This window comes from Paraburkholderia sp. GAS334 (genome assembly GCF_050436625.1).
In the GTDB taxonomy this organism is placed as follows: domain Bacteria; phylum Pseudomonadota; class Gammaproteobacteria; order Burkholderiales; family Burkholderiaceae; genus Paraburkholderia.
In genome coordinates this window covers 78,124-102,007 of the sequence record NZ_JBNDMO010000020.1, presented here as the reverse complement: position 1 = coordinate 102,007, position 23,884 = coordinate 78,124, and the positions used below count along the sequence as shown (strand labels likewise).

Below are 23,884 nucleotides of genomic sequence, written 5' to 3'. Positions count from 1 at the left end.
CTCAATGAGCGAAGGTCAACACCACCGTGTCCGGCCCGGTCCTGCGGCCGAGCAGGTTCAAGAGGCCAGCGAGGTTGTCGCGCTGCTCCGGCGCAGCGCTGGCCGTGCCCTGAAATGATGAGTGGGTCTGCTGCACGGTGCCATGACCTTCCAGCATCAGCGGCCCTTTCAGCGTCGACAGATCGACGGTCGAACTCGCGCCTGCCGCCTGCACCACCACCCGATACGACCCGAGCGGCTTGACGAGCGACACGCGCGAACTCATCTCGCTCAGTGTGACGTTGAGCTGACCGAACGCCTCGTTGCCCAGCGTGCGCCAGTCGGTCCACGCGAGCCGCACGTCGCCCTGCAGACCGAGGGTGTTGAACGGCGCGCCGAGGCCCGCAAGCAGCGACGCTGGCACGGTGATAGCGCCGCCCGTCACCGTCGCGCCGCGCGGGGCGGCGTCGAGCGTGATGGGATCGGGCATGGCCTCCGTCTGGCGCATCTGCATGCGCACCCGGCCCGCAAACAGCGGCCAGAATGCGGTGTGCCACTCGATGCGGCCCGGCAGCAACGTCGCGCCGGACGGGTCGTCGCCGGCGGCGAGCACCAGCGTCGCCGAGCCGCTCCACAACGAACCCGCCGGGTCGACAAGATTCACGTGGCCGTGCGTCGCTTTGGCGAATTGCGGCGTGATCCACGCGGCAGGCAGCAGCACGAGCAGCACAGCGACGTTCGACAGCACGGCAACCAGCACCCACGGCACCACCGCGCGCAGACGGCGCATCCAGAAGTTCATCGGCAATCCTGTCGGTGAACGTTCATTTGACCGTCGAGGGCTGCAGCGAAGCCGTCAGATCGACTTGTCCATCCTCCTTCAGCGCGCTCACATGCGCCTCGGCGACCTGCACCTTGAACTGCCGGCGCGCATCGTCGAGCCACGCCGTCCAGGCCGGAAACGACGCGTTCTTTAGCTGGATCTGCACCGCGTTGCCGAGCACCTGCACCTGCGTCGCGGCGAGCCCGTGATCGGTGAGCGACGCGCTCAGCGCATCTTTCAGCGCGCCGCCCGTCGGCGCGACGCCTTGCGTCGCCGCCGACAGCGCGCGCGCTTCGTTTGCCTGCGCCGTCATCTGCGCGAGCCGGCGCTGCATCGTCGGCAGCGTGTCGCGCAGACGCGCGCGGCCTTCCTGCGCCGGCGCCCACAGCACCGACCACGCAACTACGACGGCGACTGCCGCGCCGCCCCACGTCAGCAGCGTTTTTTCGCGCGTCGTGCGCGCGTCCCAGAATCCGGCCCAGGTATCCGCCAGTGCTGTGTTCATTGTCCGTTCCTGATAGTCCACTTGCCGGTATTGCTGTCGATCGCGCCATTCAGGCCGTTGCGAGCGAGGCGCTTGCCGAGGTCGCTATCGACCTTCACTTCGGGCTTGAACGTCACATCCAGACGACGATCGTGATAATCGAGCGCGGCGATGCCGTTCACGGGAATGCTGCCGAGCGAGCGCGCGAGGCGATCCGCCAGCGACAGGAAATCATCCGGTGACAGCTCGCCCGCCGCGACGCGCAGCTGCTGCAACTGACGCGACATCTGATCGGGCGCATCGAGGACCACGGTCGTCTTCGGGAACGCGTTGAGCAGCAGCTCGGTCATCTGCGCGTTGATCGCGTCGCGCTGGCGAGCCAGCATCATCCACTGCACATTGGCGCCGACGATCGCGATCACCAGCGACGCCACCGCAAGCAGCAGCGGCACGCGCAAATGACGCAGCGTCGCGCGATCGAGGCGCCACGGCTGCGACGCGAACTCGAACTGGCACAGATCGAAGCGGCATTCGGGCGCGCGACGCGCCAGCGTCTCGAATGTCAGCGGTTGCGCGCCGCTTACCAGCGCGGGATCCGACGCGAGACGCGGTTCGTTGCCAGGCAGATCGGTAAGCGTGTACAGCGTGACGGGCGCGGCACCGGCGAGCGCGGCGAGCGTCGCGGGGACAGCGGTCGCGGGGACGGCCAGTCCTTCGCCCTGTGCGCCGCGCACGATCGCGAGTTCGACGCGCGGTACGCCGTTGTCGAGCGCAGCGTCGATCAGCAACGCGGGCGCGGTCGATACGACGCGGCCCAGCACGGCCGCGACAACGGGCACGGCTGGCGCAGGCGATGTCGGCGAATGGAGGGCCGCGCCGGCGGTCGCCTTTGCTGGCGCCGTATCCACACCGGCCAGCGCGACGGCTTCTTCGAGCGCGTTTGCCGACTCGACAGCAACCGGCTGCGGCAGGCAACGTGTGACGGGCACCGCGCGCAGGTTGCGATGTCCGGCCGCGCCGAAGCCTTCGACGATGAACCGGAACCAGCCGCGATCGATGATCGCGAGCACCTGACGGCCACCCGCGAGCGGCTGGGGATCGAGCGCGATGTGGCAGGTTTGCGGATCCTGGATCAGCTGATCCTCGACGACGTTCGGCAATGCCTGACGCAGCCGCGGCCCTTTGAGCGGCGGCACCGTGGCGGCGATCATCAGGAGGTCGCGGGCGGCGACCATCAGCACGGTCGACGAAGCGCGCGGCAGCAGCGCGAGCGCCGAGCGGCCGGCCCGCTGCGTGCGACCTGCCTTGTCGAGCAGCAGGAACGGCATGTCCGGCAGTTGCCATTCCTGCGAAGGGACCGCCGGGTCACGCGGCGGCAACAGGACGATCAGGGTGCTCAAAGGTCAGTGTCTCCGGGTTGTTCAAGGCTGATCGCGAACACGCACGATACGCGTAGTGTGAGTCATTGCATCGCGATAGACGAGCGTCGTGCGGTCCACTTCGGCGCGTTCGTGCTGCACGCGTCCGTGAATCACGAAGTAGTTCGTATTGACGTCGAGCTGGTTTGGGTCGTAGACGGCAAGCTGCACGCCCGCGCCGCGCAGCGCGAGCTGTACGTCACCGATGTTATGAAAAAACACCGTCTGCCGGCGCGCGACGAACGCCTGCGCACTCGACAGGTTCATCCCCGGCACGATGGCCGCGATCACTTCGGCGGACGCGGTGTTCATGTTGACGGCGGTGGTGGTCGGCAGCACGGTCACGAATGGACGCAGCCGCTCGACCATTTCGGGCGTGAAGCCGGGCACGTCGAGAAGCGAATCGACGCCTGTCATCTGAAGCGGCGCGACGGCGGAATTGTCGTCACTATCGGCGAGGCCGGGTTTGTCGGTGAAATTCTCGCCACCGGTGGCGCCGCCTTGCTGCGGTGTGGTTTGCGACGTGGCGGTGCCGCTGGTCGTTTGCGTCTGGAAGCGCGTGGCGGATTGACCGAGGCCGGCGCGCAGCTGGACGGCGGTGTTTTTGGCGAGCTGGCTGTTGATACCCAGGATGGCGAGCAGGCGCTGGAACGACTGGATCTGATCGATGTTCAGCAGCAGCGCGCCGGGCGCCGGGCTCGAGACGAGGTTTCGCAGGTTGAACTTTGCCTGGGCGTCTTCGATGGAGCCTGAGAGGTACGTCTCGGCGCCCTGGTCGGCGCGCACTTCGCCTATCTGGCCGAGGAAATCCGACAGACGTGTCCTGGCGATGGGGACGCCCCAGATGCCGCCCAGGTACGTTATTCCTGCGGACGTGTCGCCTTCCGAACGGAGGATCAGGCGCGTCCAGTCCAGCGCGCCTCTTGAGACCCATTGGGCTTGTGCCAGTAATCGCTGGTTTTCGATTCTTCTGATTTGTACCTGCTGGCGCCAGAGCATGCCTGAGACGAGGATTGCTGATAACGCCACGACTAGCAGCGCGGTGATTATTGCCGCGCCTTGGTCTTGTCTTTTGGCGTTTCCTTGTGTTCGCGTCGGTCTGGTTGTGTTGCCCCTGTGCGGGGCGGCATCTGCTTTTCTTTCCTGTGCGGAGATGGCGTCGCCCGATTCTCGGTGATCTTGCGGTGATGCCTTTCCTTGTGTTCGCGTCGGTCTATTTGCGTCGCCCCTGTGCGGGGCAGCACCTACTTTTCTTTGTCCTTGCCAAAGAAAAGTAGGCAAAAGAAAGGCGCCGAAAACTCGATAGCTCCGGGTTGTGTCGCACGCGGGGAACGGCACCCCATGAAGCGTCGCCCTCGCATCGACACCACATCGGTCCGCGCACGAGACCGTCCCTCGCCGTTGTCCCGGTAGTGACAAGGCAGTCATCCATCCCACTTCGCACTGCGTGCGTCGCGGACGGGTCCGCCCGGCGGCTATGTTCACGTCCGTGGTGGCGTTAGCGTTCGTGGTGGCGCCCAGGTTTGCAGCGCGCTTCGATCCGACATGCCTGTCCGTCAGGCACTGCGCGCCGTCGCTCGAAGTGTCACGTCCGCCGAAATGCCCAGCGCGGGCGTACAAGCGCGAAGCACCAGACGTAGGCGTTGCCGCAGCCAGATCGCGCCCCCCGCGCCTCGTGAGCGCAGTAAGCGCCGTGAGAGCCGTGAGAGCCCTGAGGCCAGTGAACTGGTCGGCGATACGCGAAGCGTGGAGTCGGATGAATGAGCCCTTTGCCACTTGCGCCGGATATGTGGGAGACGTGCTCGTGCGCGGACCCATGCCGCTTGAAGCGCGAGGGAGACACTTCATGGGGTGCCATTCCCCGGTAGCGACACACTCCAGAACGGACGAGTTTTCGGCGCCTTTCTTTTGCCTACTTTTCTTTGGCAAGGACAAAGAAAAGTAGGTGCCGCCCCGCACAGGGGCGACGCAAATAGACCGACATGAACACAAGGAAAGGCACCACCGCAAGATCACCGAGAATCGGGCGACGCCATCTTTGCGCAAGAACAGCAAATAGGAGCCGCCCCGCACAGGGGAAAGGCCAACACCCAGCGAAAGCCAAAAGAACAAAAACCCAAGCGCGTGTAACGCAGAAGAAAACCTCATCATTCCCCCACCAGAAACACCCGCACAACCGGCCGCGCGAGCGACTTCGCGCCAATGCTAACTTCAATCCCGGTCACCGAGCGCGGCAACGGCGCGTTCCCCAACTGGGGTATCTTGAGATTATTGTCATACTGGGTAATAGCCGACTGCACATCCTTCATCTGCGCAGTCCATCCAAGCCTCTGCACATAAACCCGCGCGGAAATGGCCCCGACACCGCCCATCAACGGCACCGCGTTCCAGTCGCTTTCTTCCCCACCACGCAACGCACGCCGCAACTCACCGACATTCGCCAGCGGCGGCGACGCATACCGGATCACGCGTCCATCGACGATCCGATACCGCACGACCTGCAACCGCGGCGCAGCACCCGCCACATCGCGCTCCCGCACGATCTGCAGCACGCTGCCACCAATACTCACCGCAGCCTCGCCAGCTTCATCATCGGTTGCGGCCTGCCGCGCGTCGATCCGCATCTGGTCGAACAGCTGCGCAAACACACGCTCGTCTTCCATCGCATTGGTGATCGTCTGACGGCCGCGAATGATCTGGTCCAGCCCGCGCCACGACAACACCGCAATCACCGCCAGAATCGCGATCGCAACCAGCAGTTCAATCAGCGTAAAACCCCGCACGCGCGCACGCGCGCCGCGACGCACGCCGCCCTTACAGCGATCGGTTCGTTTCATTCGCGATCACCGTTACCATCTGGGCCAGATTGCCGGAACGTCCCGGCATCGTCACCGTGACTTCGACGCGCCGGAAAACCGGATTCGGCGTCGCGGTCACATTCTCTGTGCAGATCAGCTGAAGATTGCCCTGCGAGCAGTCGAAACTCTGCGCGCCAACTTCCGGCCACGCATGCGCGAGCCGCAACTGCGCCAGCGTGTTGTCCGCGCTCCAGCCAGCCAGCAACCGCTTGTGCAGATCGGCCTCGCCGGTCGCGAGACTCCCCACCGCGCGCAACGACGCCGCCAGCGCAACAGCAATAATCGCCAGCGCGACCAGCACCTCGATCATCGTAAAACCACGCGACCGCTTAAAGCCAAACGCAAGAGGCCGCATCTCAATGCACCTCATACCGGCCGTTACCGGTGCCGACGATCGTCGCCTGTCCCGCCGACGAAAACAGCGTCACCTGCACCGGTGCGTCGATGCTCTCGGTGCCGAAGACAACACGATTCGACTGCTGGTCCGAGCCCGGATAGCTGATCGCGACACTTGTCACACCACCCTCCCAGTGACGCGGTCCGAGCAGGTCATCACGCAGTGGACGCCAGCCGTCGTCAGTGCGCATGTCGAAACGATAGCCATCGTCGACCGGCAGCCACGCGATCGGCCGCGCGCGCACCTGCGCTTCGTCGCCGGCCGATTCGAACAGCAACGCGAGACGCTGCGCTTCTTCATTCAGATCCGTACGCGGATTGCGCGTCAGCGTCAGCGATGCCAGCGACACCAGCAGGCCGGCAATCACCAGCACCACCAGCATCTCCAGCAACGTGAAACCGCGAGCCCGAACATGCGTGCGCGGCATCGGACGGATCGCCTTCATACAATCAACCGTTCACTGCCACGAACCGACGTCGGAATCGTTGCCTTCGCCGCCGGCCTTGCCATCGGCGCCGTAGCTGAACACATCGATCTCACCATGCACGCCCGGGTTCAGATACTGATACGCATTGCCCCACGGATCGTTCGGCAGACGCTCCAGATAGCCGCCGTCCTTCCAGTTGTTCGGCACCGGATCCGTCGTCGGCTTTTCGGTCAGCGAGTGCAGACCCTGCTCCTGCGTCGGATAACGGCCATTGTCGAGACGATAGAGTTTCAACGCCTGCATCACGGTGCCGATGTCCTGCTTCGCCGCGACACGGCGCGCTTCGTCCGGGCGGCTCATGATCTTGGGCACGATCAACGCGGCAAGAATGCCGAGGATCGCGATTACCACCATGATTTCGATCAACGTGAACCCGCGTTGACGGCGGGCGCGCGGCCCCGTAACTTCAGCGCGGCGAGTGGTCCACATCTGCATAGCTTGCTACCTCGTTCCAGAAAAGTATCGATGCATCGGACGATGCCCGATGCGGTGAATATCCTGCGATCCTCAGGCCGGATTCACATCCGGCGAGTCATTTTAATGTCATGGAGTTGAAGGGTTTCAACTCCACGCAAATTTCACAATAGTCCGTACAATGACGCGCATGAACGCACTCCAGGTACGCCTTCTGTCGCTCGCGCTTTTCGCCGTTTTCTGCGCGACACTGACTTATTGGGTCGTCACGCTCACCGCGCATCAGCCCGGTCCGGCGGCGGCCGCTGCACAACCACCGGTCTCGGTCGAACAGGCCGCGACGCTGTTCGGCGGACAGCTCACACGCAACACCAATCAGGACGTTCGCCTCTTCGGCATTCTCGCGCTGCGTGAAGGCGCCGCGGCGATCGTCAGCACCGGCGGTGAACCGCCGCATGCGGTCTCGCTCGGCAGCACAATCATGCAGGGTGCGAAGCTCTCCGAAGTCCGCGCGCGTTCGATCATCATCGACCGCAACGGCGCACACTCCGAAGTGTTCCTGCCCGCCAACGCACCCGGTCCTACCATCTACGTGCGCTAGATCCCAGCGCGGCTTCTCTGGCCGCGCCGCTTCGTCAACGACTGCCGCTCACTGCACCAGGTTATTCAGTTCGATGATCGGCAGCATCACCGCCAGCACGATCACGAGCACCACGCCGCCCATCGCGAGAATCAGCAGCGGTTCAAGCAGGCTCGTCAGGAACATGGTCCTTCGTTCGAGTTCGCGCGATTCGCCTTCGGCGGCGCGGTCAAGCATCGTGGTGACGTCGCCGGTCGCTTCGCCCGAGCGGATCAGGTGAACCAGCACCGGCGGAAACGTCTTCGTATTGCCCAACGCGCGCGATAACGATGTGCCTTCGCGAACGCGCACGATCGCATCGTCGATATTCAGGCGCATCGCCTTGTTGCTGAGCGTTTCGCCGGCAGCCTGCAACGCGCGCAGGATCGGCACGCCCGCTGCCGTCAGAATGCCGAGCGTGCTCGCAAAGCGCACCGTGTTGTAGCCGCGCACGAGTTTGCCGAAGAGCGGCGCCGTGAGCAGCCAGCGGTCGAACGCGAGCCGTGGTCCAGGCTGCGCGAGAATCGAGCGCACGACGTAGACCACGACGACGAGCGCGATCAGCACCGCCCACCACCAGTTCCGCACGAAACTGGACAGCGCCATCATCATGATGGTGAGAATCGGCAGCTGCTGCTTCGTGCTCGCGAACACGTTCACCACCTGCGGCACGACGTAGCTCAGCAGGAACGTGACGATTGCGAATGCGATGAAAGTGACGACCGTCGGATACGTGAACGCGAGAACGATCTTCTGCTTGAGCGCGTTGCGCTGCTCGATGTAGTCGGCGAGACGCGACAGCACGAGGCCGAGCTTGCCGGTATGTTCGCCCGCTGAAACCAGCGCGCGATAGATTTCGGGAAAATCGCGCGGATGCTGCGACAGCGCATTCGCCAGCGAATGGCCGCCAAGTACTTCGGCCCGGATCGACGCCATCAGCTCGCGAATGTAGTCGCGCTCGGATTGCTCGGTCAGCACGGAGAGCGCTTCGTCGAGCGGCAATCCGGCGATCAGGAGACTCGCGAGCTGTCGCGTGAGAATCGCCTGCTCGCGTTGCGACAGACGACGCCCGAGCGACAGACGCTGATTGCGCTCGCCGCGCGTGCGCGTCGCGGCCGGTTCGACGACGAGCGGCGTCAGTCCCTGCGTGCGCAACTGCGTGCGCGCGCCGCGTGCGCTGTCCGCGTCGAGCACGCCTTTTTGCGCCTTGCCAGCCGCATCGATCGCTTCAAAGCGGAACGCTGGCATGCGCTTACACTCCGCCCGTCACGCGGATCACTTCTTCAAGTGACGTCAACCCGGATTCGAGCCAGCGGTTGCCATCCTCGCGCAGCGTGCGCATGCCCTGTGCGCGACCTGCTTCGAGAATTTCTGAATCGGCGGCGTTGCGATGGATCTGCGAGCGGATCGCGTCGTCGACGAGCAGCAGTTCGTACACGCCGCGTCGGCCTGCATAACCCGAATGGCCGCACTTGTCGCAACCGACCGGGTGCCAGCGCACGCTGCCGTCTTCTTCGACGCGCTCTTCCTTGCACACCGGACACAGCCGTCGCACGAGCCGCTGCGCGAGCACACCCAGCAGCGAAGAAGCCAGCAGATACGGCTCGACGCCCATGTCGGTCAAACGCGTCACCGCGGAAGCGGCATCGTTCGTGTGCAGCGTCGCCAAAACCAGGTGACCGGTGAGCGACGCCTGCACGGCAATCTGCGCGGTTTCGAGATCGCGGATTTCACCGATCATGATGACGTCCGGATCCTGCCGCAGAATCGAGCGCAACGCGCGCGCGAAGGTCATGCCGATCCGCTCGTTCACCTGCGTCTGGCCGATGCCCGACAGGTCGTATTCGATCGGATCTTCGACGGTCATGATGTTGGTCGTCGCCGTCTCAAGCCGCGACATCGATGCGTACAGCGTCGTCGTCTTGCCCGAACCGGTCGGGCCCGTGACGAGCACGATGCCGTGCGGACGCCCGATCAGCCTGTCGAATTTCACGAGCGTATCGGCGGCCATGCCAAGCGCTTCGAGGTTCAGCCGCGCCGCGTCCTTTTCGAGCAGACGCAGCACCGCGCGTTCACCGTGACCGGTTGGCAGCGTCGAAACGCGCACGTCGACCGGACGACCGCCGACGCGCAACGTAATGCGGCCATCCTGCGGCAGACGTTTCTCGGCGATATCGAGCTGCGCCATGATCTTGATCCGCGAGATCAGCGCGCCGTGCAGCGCCTTCTTCGGACGCACGACATCGCGCAACGTGCCGTCTACGCGAAACCGCACCACCGACGATGTCTCGAACGGCTCGATGTGAATATCGGACGCCTGCTCGCGCGCGGCCTGCGTCAAAAGCGCGTTGATCATGCGGATGATCGGCGCGTCGTCTTCCGATTCCAGCAGATCCTCGACTTCCGGAATCTCCTGCATCAGTCGCGACAGATCGACTTCGCCTTCGACTTCACCGACCACCTGCGCCGCGCTACCGTCCTGGCGCGCGTACGCCTGGTTGATTGCCTGCGCGAGTTCATCGGCGGAGAGCCGCACCACCGACAACGCGCCGAAATTGCGCGCGACTTCAGCGAGCGCCGCGTCGCTCGTGCGTTCGCTGATCCAGACTTCGAGACCGTCCGCATGCTGATGCGCGACGAGAATCTGGCCGCTCTTCGCGAAGCCGTACGGCACGAGCCGCGCGGCGAGCGGCGAGGGCGCCTCGCGCTCACCGGTGACCGGGTGGTTGCCCCGCTCGCTGGCCGGGTCGCCGCCCTGAGCACGATGCGCGGCTTGCGCGGGCGTCTGCGTCACGGACGCGCTCCCGGTGACTGGGTGTTCGGCCCCGTGCTGCCCGCCGGAGCGGCGGCCGGCGGCGGCGCCATCTGCTGACGACGCATCTGCTCGAGGTCGAACAGGTTCATCGCGGGCGAGCCGCCCTGGCTCGGGCCGATCGGCATCGGCGGAACCACCGGATCGTCCTTGTCCTTGATCAGGTTGTTATCCGACCTGTACGCGCCCTGCACGCCCTGGATGTAGTCGTAGCGGTTCGACGTCACGGCCTGCGCGGTATCGCGATCGTTGATGATCACGGGGCGCAGGAACACCATCAGGTTAGTCTTGTTGCGGTTCTTCTGTTCCGAGCGGAACAACTGGCCGATCCACGGGATATCACCCAGCAGCGGCACCTTGCTGTTGCTGACCTGGTAGTTGTCCTGCATCAGGCCGCCCAGCACGATGATCTCGCCGTTATCGGCGAGCACCGTCGACTGGATCGAACGCTTGGTGAACTCAGGGCCGGCCGGGTTGGTCGTCGCGTTGGTCGTGCCGTTCACGATCGCCGAGTCTTCCGTGTAGAGCTGCAGCTTGAGAATCCCTCCGTCGGTGATCTGCGGCTTGATGTGCAGCGTCAGACCGACGTCGATGCGGTCGAAGGTGTTGAACGCCGAGCTTGTGGCGCCGCTCGTGAGGTTCGAATACGAACCCGTCTGGATCGGCACGTTCGTGCCGACGACGATCTTGGCTTCCTCGTTGTCGAGCGTGATGAGGTTAGGCGTCGACAGCACGTTCGCGTCGGCGGTCTGCGACAGCGCCTGCAGCAACGCGCCGAGTCCCTGCACACCGAAAATGTTGTGCACCCAGCCGACGTTGAGCCCCTGCTGGACACTCTGGGTTCCGAGCGCTGTCGCGAGACCGCCGGTGCTCGCGGCCGCTGCGGCCGCCGCCGTCAGATTGATGATGCTGTTGCTGTTGCCGGTCGCCAGGTTGGTGCCGGCAAAGATCGAATTGTTCCCAACCTGCCACTGAATGCCGAGATTGGCGTTCGTGTTCGAATTCAGCTCGACGAGCAGCGCCTCGATATAGACCTGCGCGCGCCGCGCGTCGAGCTGGTCGATCACCGCCCGCAGGTTGCGGTACACGGGGTCGGCCGCCGTGATGATGAGCGAATTGGTTGCGGCGTCCGCCTGGATCATGCCGCCCGGCTGATTCTCCTCGCTCTTTTCCTTGTCGCCGCCGAGCAGGCCGCCGGAACTGGAACCACCGCCCGCGCCGTATGCTCCCCCGCCGCCGCCCATCGACGACGACAGCGAGCTGCTGCCGAGTCCGCCCGACGGCAGCGGCGGCGTACCCGACGTGCCCGTCGAGCCACCGCCCAATGAGCCGCCGGTGTTCTGGTTGAACGAACTTGCTTCGTTCGCGCCGGCCGACGAGCCGGTCTCGCCGCCTTTGCCGAGCATCCCGCGCAAGGTCTTCGCGAGCTTCGTCGCGTCCGCGTTGCGCAGCGCCACGACGTGCATGTTGCCGGGCATGGTGGTGGGCGCATCGAGCTGCTGGGCGAGCGACTTCGCCGCCGCGAGCCGCTGCACATTCGATGCGCGAAGCAGCAGCGAATTGGTGCGCGGGTCCGCGGTGACGGATACCTTCAGCGTCGCGTCGGTGCTGCCGATCACGCCTGGATCAAGCATCTTCGAGAGCTGCGTCGCGATATCCAGCGCGTTGGCGTTCTTCAGCGGCACGACCTGGACCCGCTGGCCCGCGGCCGTATCGACGCCCGCGATGATCTGGGCGATACGGCGCACGTTGTCGGCGTAGTCGGTGACGACCAGCGTGTTGTTGGCCGGGTAGGCCGCGATCGTGTTGTTCGGCGAGATCAGCGGGCGCAGCACCGGCAGCAGGTTATTGGCCGATTCATTCTTCAGCTGGAAGACCTGCGTGACGACCTGGTCGCCGCGCGCGGCCGGCGCGTTGCCCACGTAGGTCGGCACGCCCTGCAGCTTGGCATCGGCTTCCGGCACGACCTTGAGCACGCCATTGTCCTGCACCAGCGCAAAGCCCTGCATCCGCAATGCGGACTGCAATGTTTTGAGCGCCTGGTCTTCGGGGACGGCATTTTCTGAAACGAGGTTGAGCTGACCCTTGACTCGCGGATCAACGATGATCGTTTTGCCGGTTGCCGCGCCGATCGCCTTGGCCACCTGGTCGATGTCCGCGTTGACGAAGTTGAGGGTCACCTGTGCGTGTGCGATCTGCGAGGTGATCAATCCAGCAACCAGCAGCGCCGTTGCGACGCGACGCAATGCCATACGATTTCTTCTCATGGAATGTGATGTCGATGCCGACGGCAACTGCCGCCAGCGGTCATGCGCAGTGGACATGCTGGCCGGGCTCAACCCCTTCGCCCCGACGCCTGCCCGTCTCCCGGATGCACACGAAACTGAGGCCCGAAAAAAATAAACAGTAACAGCTTTTCATGACGAAATTCTCACAAAAAAGCCCCCGGCAGTAAGTTTCCTCTAATCGCGGATTGCGGTTGTTAACTTCATGAAAGGTCACCGCGGCCCTCTAACGGCCATCATCACTTCGAAATGTGCGGCCTTATGTCGGTTAGCCAACTTTAGCCGGTCGCCGGCTGCCGGTATGATACGGGCGTTACATAAGATGAATGCATCCAGACGGACGCGGGTTTTCCCCAGTTTTCCGTGAGGGTGTCAGACATCGCATTGTCCTTCACTTCTATTTGCTTAGTCATCTTGACCGATGAAACTGGCTCTCGTCACTGTTGCCGTCGGGCTCTGCGCGTGGTTCGCCGCCGCGCCCGCACGCGCCGACTGTTTCGATGAGGCGGCCAGTTACCAGAAAGTCAATCCGCTCATTCTGCGCGCGATCGCATGGCAGGAGTCGCACAACCGGCCGGACGCGAAGCACAAGAACGCGAACGGTTCGACCGACTACGGCGTGATGCAGATCAACTCCATCCATCTGGCGACGCTGTCGCAGTACGGCATTTCTACCGGTACGCTGATGGAACCCTGCAAGAATGTCTACATTGCCGCCTGGCATCTGCGACGTCAGATGAACAAGTATGGCAATACGTGGAACGCGGTCGGCGCCTATCACTCGGAAACGCCATCGCTACGCGATCAGTACGCGAAGCAGATCGCGGGCATTCTTCAGAAGTGGAATCTCCTGCGCTGAGGGTTACTGTGCGCGGACATCTCGCTGACCTCCTGCTGATCTTTTTGCTACGTCAAGTTTGACACCACTGCTCACGCTTTCGGGCGGCAGATTCGCGCGACATCGCGACGTTTGATGCACAATGCGGCTTCGTCCTGCCGCTCGCCTGCACTCCGGTTTTGCGCCCGGCACGCCTTTCTTCTCCTCTCGTTTCCGTACCGCAATGAACCAGTCGCCACTGCCCGTCACCGTGCTCTCCGGTTTTCTGGGCGCGGGCAAGACCACGCTCATCAAAAATATTCTTACGAACGCCGGCGGCCTGCGGGTCGCCGCGATCGTCGCCGATCCGGCCGGTCTCGCCGGGGTTGATCCCGATTCGACGCTTGTGCGCGCGTCAGGCGGATCGCACACCGCTGCGGAAAACCAGATCGAACTGGCCAACGGAAGCGTTCTAATTGCGGCGGGCGACAACCTGTTCGAAGACATTCGTCGCCTTGCCAACGCACAACAGTTCGACGCGATCCTCGTTGAATCGACGGGCGCCGCCACAGCGATGTCGATTGCCGAAAACCTGGCCTTCGGCGATGAAGACGAAGACGGCGCGACACTCGCCGACATCGCGCGGCTCGACACGACCGTGACGATCATCGACGCGTCGCGTTTCCTGCTCGACTTTGCTCGCACCGATACGCTTGCCGAAGCCGGCATCGCGACGACCGAAGACGACGATCGCACGATCGTCGAACTGCTTGTGGATCAGGTCGAGTTCTGCGACGTCCTGGTGGTGAACAAGGCGGATCTTGTCAGCGACGACGCGCTTGCCCGTCTGCAACGCATTCTCGCGCGCATCAATCCGGGTGCCGTGCAGATCGTGAGCCGCTTCGCCGATGTGTCGCCCGCCGACGTACTCGATACGCAGCGTTTCGATTTCGAGGCCACTTCAGGTTCCGCAGGCTGGCTCGTCACGCTCACGGAAGACCGCAATCGGGAACCGCATGGCGAAGCCGACGCATCCGGCATCGGCACCTTCGTCTACCGCGCGCGCCGGCCGTTTCATCCGGAGCGCTTATGGGCACTGCTGCATGAAGAATGGACAGGCGTGCTGCGCAGCAAAGGTTTCTTCTGGCTCGCGACGCGCAACGACATCGGCGGCTCGCTTTCGCAGGCGGGCGGCGCATGCCGGCCAGCGCCGGCTGGCACATGGTGGGCCGCGCAGGACCGCAGCGAATGGCCCGAAGGCGATGATGAACTGATGGCGGAAATTACCGCCGACTGGTACGGCGATGCGAACGAATTCACGATCGGCGATCGTCGCCAGGAACTGGTGATGATCGGTGTCGATATCGATCGCGACGCGTGGCGCGCGAAGCTCGATGCGTGTCTTCTGACCGACGGGGAATACGCATCCGGTGTCGATGCGTGGAAAGCATTCAACGATCCGTTCCCCGCGTGGGACTTCGATGAGGATGAACACGACGATCATGAACACGATGACGATGACCACGATCATAGGCACCGCCATCATGGTCACGGACATCACCATCACCAGGAATGACCGGGAACCACAGGGAACGCAGACGAAAAAAAACCCGCCAATGGCGGGCGTCAACACAAGGCTCTTAAACGCTTAGCGCTTGTTGACTGCGTCCTTGAACGCTTTACCAGCCGTAAACTTGACGGTCTTGGCGGCCGGAATCTTGATGGTTTCGCCGGTCTTCGGGTTGCGGCCTGTACGCGCTGCGCGCTTGCCCGAACCAAAGCTGCCAAAGCCGATCAACTGGACAGCGTCACCCTTCGACACGGCTTTCTTGATCACCTCAAGCAGCGTGTCCAGCGTTTCGCCGGTTTGAGCTTTGCTGGCGCCCGTCTGCCCTGCGACGGCGTCGATCAGTTCCTGTTTGTTCATTAAGGTTCCTTTCTGGTTTAGGTTGACACGAACAGCGCGAACGCGCCGATTATACGTGCGCGTGCCGCGCCGTCGAGCAGCGACGATGCCGGAGCACTCCGGACAAACGCGTCGCAAAGCGTTGTATGCGACGGCCGTGCTGCCGCTTCCCTGTGCGGCGCCTGCTATGATAGCGCAGCGCAAACCCAATCAGGACAAGGGTTTCGAAGATTTACACGGTTCTTTGTCTGATCCAGTTCGGATTGGGCCGATTTCGATCAGGAACGCATCAAACAACACGCGTCATGGCGCTCGATGCCACGCTGGCGTTGGTTTTTGCCAACGTTCAGGCGCACGTGTATCGCCGTGTAACCCTTGTAACAAGGGCTTTCCAGCGCTTTACACTTCGCTTCACAGCGCGCTTTTTACGTCATTAACGACGTCCTCTTTCTACTCATGAACGAGCCGCTGATCCCTGCCACTCTCGCTTTTCGCGACAACGGCGCACCCTTCTCACGCCAGTACGACGACATCTATCACAGCGCAGTCGGCGGTCTTGCGCAGGCTGAGTACGTGTTTTTGCAGGGCAACAATCTGCCCGCCCGCTGGCAGGATCGGCGCATTTTCACGGTGACGGAAACCGGCTTCGGCATGGGCATCAACTTCCTGATGACATGGGCCGCATGGCGCGCCGACCCCACTCGCTGCGAACGACTGCATTTCGTCTCGACGGAAAAACACCCGTTTACACAGGACGATCTGCGTCGCGCATACGACGCGACCGTTGCGGACGCATCGATCTCGTCGCTCGCGCAGACGCTTGCCGATGCGTGGCCAACCCTGGTTCCAGGCACACACCGGCTCGAATTCGAAGGCGGCCGCGTGATACTCACGCTCGTCTTCGGCGACGCGACCGATACGCTTCCGTCGCTCTGGTTACGTGCTGACGCGTTCTATCTCGACGGCTTTGCGCCCGCGAAAAATCCTGACCTGTGGACGCCGCAACTTTTCAAACAACTCGCGCGCCTGGCGGGCGATGACGCAACGTTCGCCACCTACACGAGCTCCGGCGACGTGAAACGCGCGCTGTTGCAGGCCGGTTTCGAGTATCGCAAGGTCGAGGGTTTTGGCTGGAAGCGCGCGATGCTGGTCGGGCGTTTTGCGCCACGCTGGCGCGTGCGCCGGCACGAACCGCCGTTGCCGCTTGCCGTCGATGAGCGACACGCCATTGTGATCGGCGCCGGGCTGGCCGGCTGTGCCGTGATCGAACGGCTCACCGCGCGCGGCTGGCACGTCACATCGCTTGAACGACACGACGCGATCGCGCGCGAAGCGTCCGGCAATCCAGCAGGGGTATTTCATCCGATGCTCTCTCGCGATGACAGCGTCGCGTCACGCATCACGCGTGCAGGTTTTCTCTACGCGTTGCAGCGATGGGCTGCGCTCGAAGACGCCGGACATTCAATCACGCGTGGTCCGTCGGGTCTGCTTCAGCTTGCCGCGAACGAAGAAGAAGCGCGGGAGATGACTGAATCGCTGGCATCGTTTGCGTGGCCATCGGATTACGTCATACCGATGTCGCGCGATGAAGCGCGACGTATCGCGAATGTCGATGTCGCGAACGGCGGATGGTTTTTTCCGCGTGGCGGCTGGATCGACCCGGCCACACTTTGCGCCGCGCAATGCGCGGCCGCGGGTACGCTGCTCGATCGACGCTTCGGCGTGAACGTCGCGCGCATCGAACGCGCAGGCGACCAGTGGAATGTGTTCGACGTGAGCGGGCAAGTGGTTGGCCGCGCACCTGTTGTCATCGTCGCGAGCGCGCACGATGCCGCGCGCATTGCTGGCCTGCGCTACGCAGCGACGCGCAGCGTGCGCGGTCAGCTGACCGTGCTGCCCTCGGGCGCGGTCTCCGGTCTGCAGGTGCCGGTAATCGGCGAAGGCTACGTGGTTCCGTTCGCCAATGACCTCACGCTGACGGGCGCGACATACAACATCGATGATCTCGATCCCAGCTTGCGCGCAGACGACCATGTCGAAAATCTGGCGCGCATTGCACAAATGCTGCCGGCGCTGCGTAACACAATCGATCCTCTAACGACAGCGACGCTGGAAGGCCGCGTCGCATTCCGATGCGTCGCCCATGACCGGATGCCGATGATCGGCACACTCGCCGATGAAGCCGAAGCTGCGCGTGAAGCCGGGCGTCTTCGCGGCGCATGGCCGCTCGATCTGCCGCGCACAACAGGTATGCATGGCGCATTCGCTTACGGTTCACGCGGGCTGGTATGGGCCGCGCTCGGTGCGGAACTCATCGCCTCGCAGATCGAAGGTGAGCCCTGGCCGATCGAACGCGATCTTGCCGAAACAATCGATCCCGCACGCTTCCTCCTGCGTGCGTTGCGTCAAGGCACGGTTCAATAGAGACCGAAAAGTTATCCACCCGTGCCTGTGGATAACCGTGAGAAAAACCGGTTCAACTCATGTGGAACCGATGTGGACGTAAACGGGACAACTTTTGCGTCGCGTCTTTTCCGGAAAAGTTGTTCCTGGAAGCCCGCGAGAGCCGCACATGCTGTGCGTGCTGTTATGCGCTCCCCAATGCGATGATTTGATTCGGTAAACGAAGGTTATCCACAGAAAAGCGATGCCCTTGTTAACTGTTACTACGTATACATACAGGTAAACATATAAACAAAGGGGTCTGGGCGGTCGCTTCAGATCAAACCCGAAGGGCCAAACCCCTCGACCCGCAAAAACCACCGTTCGCACCGGCCCCTCCAAAACCCGGTTCAATCCGAAAAAAGCCCGGCGGCGCTACCCCAATGCACCCCATAAAACGGTCGTTTTTTCCTGTTTCGCTGAAGATAACGTCCGTTTTTACCGCTTTACCCTCACGTTAGGGCCTTTTCGGTCCACGTTGAAAAACCTGTGGCACAATCGCCGTTCTTCGCGCGCACGCTTCGCTCCATTCAACGTGCGCACCAACGGAACGGTTGCCGGTCAACAACAATCTGATTCACAGGTCGACGGCGTTCGTACACATGTGTCTGCCAAGCTGCCGCAGGGCACACGCTGATACACGCGGGCACGTGCAGACTTCGCCGTCCGCAGTCAATCGGTTTTCGCGCAACCGTCTCAGTTTTCACCCGATCGACAATCTGCAACGCCCGTCGGCGCAGCGCGATAGCGACGACGAACGCGAGCCGCGTTCACTCCGTCACCGGCCCGTCCGCCGGTTCGCGCCGCATGGCCGTTGCTGCAAAAGGAGAAGCCACCACGATGAAGTCGGCGTTTTCATTTTTCCCGGCCTGGCCGCTCACGCCCGACGCGATCTTCTGGGCCGGCCTCGCGCTGCTTGCGGCGGGTCTCTGCGGAGAACTCTGCTATCGCGCATGGCGTCTGCCGCGTATTTCCGGCTATGCGGTGATTGGTCTGATCGCTGGTTCGGCCGGTTTCGGCGTGATCGACGCCAGCAGTTCTGGCGCCGCGCGTCCGCTGCTGGACGTCGCACTTGGCCTGTTGCTGTTCGAACTGGGCAGCCGTCTCGACCTGCGCTGGATCCGTCGTAACCCATGGCTGATCCTGTCGAGCATCGCCGAAGCGACGCTCACGTTCGTACTCGTTCTTGCCGTCCTGCTGTTCCTGAAGGTGCCGACGATGGTCGCGATGGTGCTCGCCGCGATCGCAATGGCCACATCGCCCGCGATGGTGATCCAGCTCAAGACCGAACTGCGTGCAGAAGGACAGGTTACGCAGCGTCTGATGACATTGACCGCGCTCAACAGCATGTACGCGGTGGTGATCGAAAAGCTCGCATCGAGCTGGCTGCATCAGGAGGTGTACGGCAACGTGTTCGCTACGATCCTGCAGCCGCTTTATCTGCTGATCGGATCGTTCGTGCTGGCATTTGCGCTCGCGCGTGCGTGCAATTTCTTTTATCGACGCATGAACATGCAGGACGAGCATTCGTTTGTCGCGCTGTTCGGTCTTGTGCTGCTGGCGATCGCGCTCGCGCATCTGTTCAGGCTGTCGACGATCCTGAGCCTGCTTGCCGCCGGCATCATCGTGAAAAATCTGGAAGCGCGGCCGCAGTTGTGGCCGCAGCATTTCGGCACCGCGGGCTGGCTGTTGACCGTGATTCTGTTCGTGCTGACGCTGACGTCGTTCGAATGGAAAGACATCGCGCTCGGCGGCGTCGCCGCACTGGGTCTGATCGTTGCGCGTCTGATCGGCAAGCTCGTCGGCGTGCTCGCGTTCGCGAAGCCGAGCGGACTGAACTGGAAGCAGGGCATGGCACTCGGATTGTCGCTTTCACCGATGTCCGCGCTTGCGTACCTGCTCGTCGACGATACGTATGACCTGTATCCGAATTTCGATCCGCTGCTGCGTGCAGTGGTGATGTGCTCCATTGTCGTGCTGCAGCTCGTCGGGCCGTGGCTCGTTTATCGCAGCCTTGCACTGGTGGGAGAACGTCGCGAGTAGGCGTTCGCGCGGAACAGCCCTCATTTCACAACGATTGCGGCCGGCCAGCGCGCACGCGAAAGGCCGGCCCAACCAGCAAACCTAAGGGACGTCATGTCACTCGAACCCTTTGTCGACTCGAAACCGTTCACTTTCGGGATCGAGCTCGAAATGCAGATCGTCAACACCCATGACTATGATCTGACCAAAGCCGGCACCGATCTTCTGCGCCTCATCAAGGACGAACCGATTCCTGGCAACATCACGCCGGAAATCACCGAAAGCATGATCGAGCTGCAAACAGGCATCTGCACGACGCACGAGCAGGCACTGGCCGATCTGCGCACGATCCGCGACACGCTGGTCACCGCGGCCGACCGTCTGAACGTCGGGCTCTGTGGTGGCGGCACGCACCCGTTCCAGCAGTGGAGCGACCGGCAGATCGTCGATACGCCGCGCTTCCAGTACATCTCCGAGCTCTACGGCTATCTTGCCAAGCAGTTCACCGTGTTCGGCCAGCACGTGCACATCGGTTGCCCGGATCCGGATAGCGCGCTGTTCCTGCTGCATTCCATGTCGCGTTTCATTCCGCATTTCATCGCGTTGTCTGCTTCGTCGCCCTTTGTGCAGGGCGTCGATACCGGGTTTCATTCGGCGCGACTGAACTCGGTTTTCGCGTTCCCTTTGTCGGGTCGCGCGCCGTTCGTGCTCACGTGGGACAGCTTCGAAGAGTATTTTTCGAAGATGGTTCACACGGGCGTCGTGAACAGCATGAAGGATTTTTACTGGGACATCCGTCCGAAGCCCGGTTTCGGCACGATCGAAGTGCGGGTGATGGATACGCCGATGTCCGTCGACCGCGCCGCGGCGATCGCCTGCTACATCCAGACGCTCGCACGCCATCTGCTGCTCGACAAACCGCTGATGCCGAAGGAAGACGATTACCTCGTCTACACGTTCAACCGCTTCGAAGCATGCCGCTTCGGCCTTGCGGGCACCTGTATCGATCCGCAGACAGGCGAGCGGCGTACGATTTCCGAAGATATCCTCGCCACGCTCGACCGTATCGCGCCGCATGCCGACGCGCTGGGATCGGGCAAGGCGCTGGAAGAAGTCGGCGCGATCGCGCGCAGTCAGGTCAACGATGCCACGTGGCTGCGTGGCGTATTCGCCGAAGAAAAGTCGCTGCATGAAGCCGTGCGGCAGCAATGCCTGCAATGGCGGGCGTGATTCCCGCCGTCAGGTTGTCGTTGTTATCCGACAGAACCCGCTTTTAGCGGGTTTTTTTCGCCTTTTGATTTCCAGCTCGGGCTTCCTCTAGTTTGTCCAATGTTTACGTATACATACGTAGTAATAGTTAACAAGCATGGGCTTCATCTGTGGACAACGAAGGATTTCCCTGCAAAGTCAATGTATTGCGTAAACGACAACCATGCGGATCTTACCGGTGTCTTCGCCCGGAACGGCGGATAACTTCATGTCACCAGGATGCCGATGCGCGGGTTATCAAGAATCGGTGCACATCCATTTCATGGGATATCCCGGGGTTATCCACAACGCGCGCTGGATAACTTAGCTGTACGATTGGCCGCACTCGCATAGAATGTCGGTTTTAACGCTGTGGCGTGGCCGCGTCAGGCATTGTTTCCGAAAGAAACCATGGTCGACGATGCCCAGTGGATAAAAGAGAGCATCGCTGCACGACGCGCCGGAACAGGCTCGCAATGCAGAATATTTTTGAGATAGTTAGAATCGGCCCCGCCTTTCCCGGACGGGACGGTCCCCACACAGGCTGCCGGCGTGTATATCGCCGACGGCCGACCACGTGGCAGCTTGCTGTCAACAACGAACGAAAGATTATGAGCGAAGGCGTCTACGGAGAGCAGGCAACCGGGCGGGTGACCCACACCCTGCTGCGACTGAGCACGGCCATGCGGAGCCAGGCATGGGAATGGGCGGAAGGTGCGGGTCTCACCCCGACCCAGGGTGAAATTCTCGTTTTGCTGATGCAACGCAAGGGTCCGATGCGTCTCGGCGAAATTGCACGTGAAACGGCTTTGACCGCAGCCACAACGAGCGACGCAGTCAGCACGCTCGAAGGCAAGGGTCTTGTCGAAAAACGTCGCGCGCTGGACGACGGTCGCGCACTGGCCGTGCGTCTCACTGCGCGCGGCCGTACTGCGGCGAAGCGCGCAGCGCAATGGCCGGATTTTCTGGCGAAGGCCGTTGGTACGCTGAAGGTAGACGAGCAGGCCGTGTTCTATCGCACGCTGCTGAAGACAATCCATCAGCTGGAAGCGCAGGAAACCATTCCTCCGCACCGCATGTGCCTGTCGTGCACGCACTTCGAACCGAGCAGGAATCCGAAGAAGACGCCGCACTACTGCATGCTGCTCGAGTTGAAGATGGCGGACACGGACGTGCGTCTGGATTGCGCAGTGCACGAAACCGCCGACGTCGCGACGCAGAAGAAGATCTGGAAGATCTTCGCGCAGTAAGCGTCAGTTCGCCGGGCCGCAGGGCAGGGATCGTCCGTCCGGAAGCTTCTGCTTCTTACCGGGCGATCCGGTCTGTGCTGCAGCGGGTACGTCAAGGCATGCCCCGGCGCTCTTAAAGTCAACTTCGAGTCAACCTCGAGAACAGGACCTGCCGATGAATCACGAAGTTCTGGCCATCCGCCATGTGCACTTCGAAGATCTGGGCAGCTTCGAGCTTGTGCTCGGCGAGCGCGGGCGTCCGGTGCGTTATCTCGACGTTGGCGTTGGACGCATCGAGGCGCCCGACCCGGTTGCACCTTCGCTAATGGTCATCCTTGGCGGTCCGATCAACGCGTGCGACGACGCACGGTATCCGACACTGGTGCCGCTCGTGTCGATGATCGAACGGCGCATTGCCGCCGGTTTGCCGACGCTCGGCATCTGCCTCGGCGCGCAACTGATCGCGCGGGTGCTGGGTGCGCGGGTCTACGCAGGCCCGCAGCCAGAGATTGGCTGGAGTCCGCTGACGCTTACCGGGGCGGGTCATGCATCGCCCGTTCGTCATCTGGACGGCGCACACACGTCGATGCTGCACTGGCACGGCGATACCTTCGATCTTCCCGAAGGCGCGACGCGTCTTGCCTCCACGCCGATTTGTGAAAATCAGGCATTTGCGTGGGGCAGGCATGTGCTCGGTCTGCAATGTCATCCGGAAATTCGTGCCGACCGCTTCGAGCCGTGGCTGATCGGTAACGCGTCGGAAATCGGCGGAACGGTTGGCGTCGACGTATTGCAGTTGCGAGCGGATACGGCCCGCCTGGGTCCGCGTCTCGAAGAGGCGTCGCGCAAAATGTTCGGCGAATGGCTGGATCAGGTCGAGGCCAGACCATGAGCGATACGGTGTTTCGTGTCGATGCCGTGCTGACGGGCGTCGTTGCGCCGCTCGGTGACAACGGCAAGCAGAGCGCGATCGGCAAGGTACAGGTCGACCGTCGCGTGTGGCTCGGCGAAACGGGCCTCGACGGTGACGAGCAGGCCGAGCGCAAACATCACGGCGGCCCGGAAAAGGCGCTCCTTCACTACGCGTTCGATCACTATGCCGTCTGGCGCGATGAATGGTCGGTGGCGCGCGATGGCCTGACACGGCTCGACACTCGTGGCGCGTTCGGTGAAAACATCAGCACACTGGGCATGACTGAAGCGACGGTGTGCGTCGGTGACGTGTACCGGATGGGTGGCGCACTCGTGCAGGTCTCGCAGCCGCGACAACCCTGCTGGAAACTGAACCTGCGTTTTGGGCGCGATGACATGTCGCGTCGTGTGCAGGATACGCGTCGCACGGGCTGGTATTACCGCGTGCTCGAAGCCGGCGAGATCGGCGCAGGCGATACGATCGAACGGCTGGCGCGGCCGCATCCGGGCTGGACCGTCGAGCGTCTGTTGCGCGTGCTGTACGTCGATCGTGACGATCGGGGCGCGCTCGAGGGCATGGCGAATCTCGACACCCTGACGCCTTCGTGGCGCGCGACCGCATCGAAGCGGCTCGCGAGCGGCAAGGTCGAATCCTGGTCGAGCCGTCTCGATACGCCGGTAAGCCAGAAGCAGGACACCTGAAGTCTTACCCGGCGTTCAGGTTTCAGTCGG

21 protein-coding genes are annotated in these 23,884 nt (G+C 62.7%); 9 read left to right on the top strand and 12 right to left on the bottom strand.

Features of this window, described 5'->3' with window-relative positions; genetic code table 11:
- Position 1: 1 nt before the first annotated feature.
- The 8 genes from P3T21_RS28400 to gspG all read right to left on the bottom strand — a co-directional run bounded on the left by P3T21_RS28400 (position 2) and on the right by gspG (position 6,881).
- Complete coding sequence (locus P3T21_RS28400; RefSeq protein ID WP_429259279.1) at positions 2-781, bottom strand: type II secretion system protein N; 780 nt, start codon at positions 779-781, stop codon at positions 2-4.
- Positions 782-803: 22 nt separating this feature from the next.
- On the bottom strand, positions 804-1,307 hold the full coding sequence (locus P3T21_RS28395) for a type II secretion system protein M (RefSeq protein WP_429259278.1): 504 nt from the start codon (positions 1,305-1,307) through the stop codon (positions 804-806).
- The gene (gene gspL, locus P3T21_RS28390) at positions 1,304-2,686 is read right to left on the bottom strand and encodes a type II secretion system protein GspL (protein ID WP_429259277.1); all 1,383 of its coding nucleotides are present in this window, start codon (positions 2,684-2,686) and stop codon (positions 1,304-1,306) included. Before gspL ends, P3T21_RS28395 begins: the two co-directional genes overlap by 4 nt.
- Positions 2,687-2,707: 21 nt before the next feature.
- Positions 2,708-3,754 carry a type II secretion system minor pseudopilin GspK gene (gene gspK / locus P3T21_RS28385; protein ID WP_429259306.1) on the bottom strand — a complete coding sequence of 349 codons (1,047 nt, stop codon included), beginning with the start codon at positions 3,752-3,754 and terminating at the stop codon, positions 2,708-2,710.
- 1,097 nt (positions 3,755-4,851) lie between these two features.
- On the bottom strand, positions 4,852-5,541 hold the full coding sequence (locus P3T21_RS28380) for a PulJ/GspJ family protein (RefSeq protein ID WP_429259276.1): 690 nt from the start codon (positions 5,539-5,541) through the stop codon (positions 4,852-4,854).
- The gene (gene gspI / locus P3T21_RS28375) at positions 5,519-5,917 is read right to left on the bottom strand and encodes a type II secretion system minor pseudopilin GspI (protein ID WP_429259275.1); all 399 of its coding nucleotides are present in this window, start codon (positions 5,915-5,917) and stop codon (positions 5,519-5,521) included. The genes P3T21_RS28380 and gspI overlap by 23 nt, the downstream gene beginning before the upstream one ends.
- Before the next feature lies 1 nt (position 5,918).
- Positions 5,919-6,404 carry a GspH/FimT family pseudopilin gene (locus P3T21_RS28370; RefSeq protein ID WP_429259274.1) on the bottom strand — a complete coding sequence of 162 codons (486 nt, stop codon included), beginning with the start codon at positions 6,402-6,404 and terminating at the stop codon, positions 5,919-5,921.
- 12 nt (positions 6,405-6,416) lie between these two features.
- The gene (gene gspG / locus P3T21_RS28365; RefSeq protein WP_429259273.1) at positions 6,417-6,881 is read right to left on the bottom strand and encodes a type II secretion system major pseudopilin GspG; all 465 of its coding nucleotides are present in this window, start codon (positions 6,879-6,881) and stop codon (positions 6,417-6,419) included.
- Positions 6,882-7,050: 169 nt separating this feature from the next.
- Between gspG and P3T21_RS28360 the strand changes: the two genes are divergently transcribed.
- Positions 7,051-7,461: a type II secretion system protein N gene (locus P3T21_RS28360; protein WP_429259272.1), complete on the top strand. Its 411-nt coding sequence runs from the start codon at positions 7,051-7,053 to the stop codon at positions 7,459-7,461.
- Between the two features lie 48 nt (positions 7,462-7,509).
- On the opposite strand, the gene gspF is transcribed toward P3T21_RS28360, so the two are convergent.
- The 3 genes from gspF to gspD are packed head-to-tail and all read right to left on the bottom strand — an operon-like array spanning position 7,510 to position 12,543.
- Positions 7,510-8,727: a type II secretion system inner membrane protein GspF gene (gene gspF, locus P3T21_RS28355; RefSeq protein ID WP_429259271.1), complete on the bottom strand. Its 1,218-nt coding sequence runs from the start codon at positions 8,725-8,727 to the stop codon at positions 7,510-7,512.
- A 4-nt stretch (positions 8,728-8,731) separates the two neighbouring features.
- On the bottom strand, positions 8,732-10,273 hold the full coding sequence (gene gspE, locus P3T21_RS28350) for a type II secretion system ATPase GspE (RefSeq protein WP_429259270.1): 1,542 nt from the start codon (positions 10,271-10,273) through the stop codon (positions 8,732-8,734).
- Entirely contained in the window at positions 10,270-12,543 is a 2,274-nt protein-coding gene (gspD, locus tag P3T21_RS28345) for a type II secretion system secretin GspD (RefSeq protein ID WP_429259269.1), read from the bottom strand. The genes gspE and gspD overlap by 4 nt, the downstream gene beginning before the upstream one ends.
- Positions 12,544-12,997: 454 nt before the next feature.
- On the opposite strand from gspD, the gene P3T21_RS28340 reads away from it, so the two are divergent.
- On the top strand, positions 12,998-13,435 hold the full coding sequence (locus P3T21_RS28340; RefSeq protein WP_429259268.1) for a lytic transglycosylase domain-containing protein: 438 nt from the start codon (positions 12,998-13,000) through the stop codon (positions 13,433-13,435).
- A gap of 202 nt (positions 13,436-13,637) precedes the next feature.
- On the top strand, positions 13,638-14,969 hold the full coding sequence (locus tag P3T21_RS28335) for a GTP-binding protein (protein ID WP_429259267.1): 1,332 nt from the start codon (positions 13,638-13,640) through the stop codon (positions 14,967-14,969).
- A 72-nt stretch (positions 14,970-15,041) separates the two neighbouring features.
- On the opposite strand, the gene P3T21_RS28330 is transcribed toward P3T21_RS28335, so the two are convergent.
- Positions 15,042-15,320 carry an HU family DNA-binding protein gene (locus P3T21_RS28330; protein WP_074262967.1) on the bottom strand — a complete coding sequence of 93 codons (279 nt, stop codon included), beginning with the start codon at positions 15,318-15,320 and terminating at the stop codon, positions 15,042-15,044.
- 435 nt (positions 15,321-15,755) lie between these two features.
- On the opposite strand from P3T21_RS28330, the gene mnmC reads away from it, so the two are divergent.
- The 6 genes from mnmC (at position 15,756) to P3T21_RS28300 (ending at position 23,854) form a co-directional block, all read left to right on the top strand.
- A complete protein-coding gene (mnmC, locus tag P3T21_RS28325; protein ID WP_429259266.1) occupies positions 15,756-17,723 on the top strand; it encodes a bifunctional tRNA (5-methylaminomethyl-2-thiouridine)(34)-methyltransferase MnmD/FAD-dependent 5-carboxymethylaminomethyl-2-thiouridine(34) oxidoreductase MnmC in 1,968 nt (655 codons plus the stop codon).
- Between the two features lie 858 nt (positions 17,724-18,581).
- Positions 18,582-19,784: a cation:proton antiporter gene (locus P3T21_RS28320; RefSeq protein WP_429259265.1), complete on the top strand. Its 1,203-nt coding sequence runs from the start codon at positions 18,582-18,584 to the stop codon at positions 19,782-19,784.
- A 93-nt stretch (positions 19,785-19,877) separates the two neighbouring features.
- Positions 19,878-20,993, top strand: a complete 1,116-nt coding sequence (locus P3T21_RS28315; protein WP_429259264.1) for a YbdK family carboxylate-amine ligase — start codon at positions 19,878-19,880, stop codon at positions 20,991-20,993.
- Positions 20,994-21,622: 629 nt separating this feature from the next.
- Complete coding sequence (locus P3T21_RS28310) at positions 21,623-22,261, top strand: MarR family winged helix-turn-helix transcriptional regulator (protein WP_429259263.1); 639 nt, start codon at positions 21,623-21,625, stop codon at positions 22,259-22,261.
- A gap of 154 nt (positions 22,262-22,415) precedes the next feature.
- On the top strand, positions 22,416-23,132 hold the full coding sequence (locus tag P3T21_RS28305) for a glutamine amidotransferase (RefSeq protein WP_429259262.1): 717 nt from the start codon (positions 22,416-22,418) through the stop codon (positions 23,130-23,132).
- Positions 23,129-23,854: an MOSC domain-containing protein gene (locus tag P3T21_RS28300; protein ID WP_429259261.1), complete on the top strand. Its 726-nt coding sequence runs from the start codon at positions 23,129-23,131 to the stop codon at positions 23,852-23,854. The genes P3T21_RS28305 and P3T21_RS28300 overlap by 4 nt, the downstream gene beginning before the upstream one ends.
- Positions 23,855-23,884 lie beyond the last annotated feature (30 nt).